General features: G+C 52.1%; 1 protein-coding gene and 1 pseudogene. One reads left to right on the top strand and one right to left on the bottom strand.

Annotated elements, in window-relative coordinates; all coding sequences use genetic code 11:
• Positions 1 to 209 precede the first annotated feature (209 nt).
• Positions 210 to 683 carry an allophycocyanin subunit alpha-B gene (gene apcD / locus NW818_RS13885; protein ID WP_099812040.1) on the bottom strand — a complete coding sequence of 158 codons (474 nt, stop codon included), beginning with the start codon at positions 681 to 683 and terminating at the stop codon, positions 210 to 212.
• 331 nt (positions 684 to 1,014) lie between these two features.
• On the opposite strand from apcD, the pseudogene rpsU reads away from it, so the two are divergent.
• Positions 1,015 to 1,158: pseudogene (gene rpsU, locus NW818_RS13880) on the top strand (30S ribosomal protein S21).
• Positions 1,159 to 1,210 lie beyond the last annotated feature (52 nt).

The following is a 1,210-nucleotide window of genomic DNA, read 5'->3' as shown; positions in this document are numbered from 1 at the left end:
CTGTTCGCGTTAGCGGGACGGAGTCCTTGCACCGCTTGCTCAGGCATTGCCTGTGAGAACTCTTATGGATTGCAACTTAAGACAACTTCACAGCTTGCAGGTCAAGCTCGCAAAGCCAGCCGAAACCTCAAGCTCACAGAGGCAGGAGTAGCGCGCCTCAACTCTAAAACTGAGCGAGAGGGCAGCGATTTGTCTATCCATTCATCGATTCAAAAAGCGCGAATCAGTCGATCAAAGTAGGGGGCAGCTAGAGCCATCTCCTCTGAAGAAAGAATGCCGGCAGCTACCTCTTTTAGGCAGCTCATCGCCACCCGCAGGTTGGGTAGCGGCACGCCCAAAGAGATGTACATTTCTCGCATGCCGTTCAAGCCGATATCTTCCAGCGGCTTATCGTTGCCTGCCAAGATGCAATAGCTAACCAAGCGGATATACCAGCCTTGATCTCGTTGACAGAGGGCAGTTTTTTGAGGGTTGCCCTTATTGCTGGGGGTGTTGGGGCATTTGGCCCAAAACCGTTTGCTGCCTTCCTGGACAATTTTTTGCTCGTTCTCTGCTAACTTTTGGGCGGCTCGGATGCGAACTTGACCCTTGCTGAAGAAATCCTCTAGCTTGGCGATCTCGGCACTGCTGAGGAAGCGATCAGCCGCGTCCGACTGCGCGATGACTTGGGCAACAATGCTCATAGGTTTTTGGCAAGGAACACTCTACAGGTAACAAAGTAAGCCAGATCCTCAAGAACCGAAATCACTTATTAAGAAAAAGTTGTGAATTGAAACTTACTTGCAACAAATCCTCTCTGCCTCGCGTCTTCGGCAGCGTGACCAGATTGAGAAGGTTGGGTTGGCGGCCAATCCAGATCCCGGATACGACAGCAACTCTCAGAATACTCAGCCTCTATCTCTTCTGGCCGAGATGAGCATCTGTGTTGGGAACTATTTCCGTATCTGTTGCTACAGAACTTACAATAAGACGGGCTGTGCAGAGGTACCGGGGGAGAGAACCCCTAAGGTAGGGATCAAATCGGCGCTGCGCCGCTTTAAGGGCTAAGTTTCTGAGGCAGGAATCTTGCCAGATCTGCGTAACCATCGCTACTTTGAAACCAACCTGGAAAAGCGCAAGCGCAAAGCAGGAGTCCCCAGGGATCCGCTCAACCTTTAAAACTGGGGCAGAGGGGGCAGGTGGAGCGTGAAAGTTGTCCAGCCGGCGGCGC

Origin of the sequence: Synechococcus sp. R6-5, assembly GCF_047461775.1 — a bacterium.
Classification (GTDB): Bacteria; Cyanobacteriota; Cyanobacteriia; order Thermostichales; family Thermostichaceae; genus Thermostichus.
The sequence above is the reverse complement of the archived record's forward strand: the minus strand, read 5'-3'. Positions and strand labels throughout refer to the sequence as shown.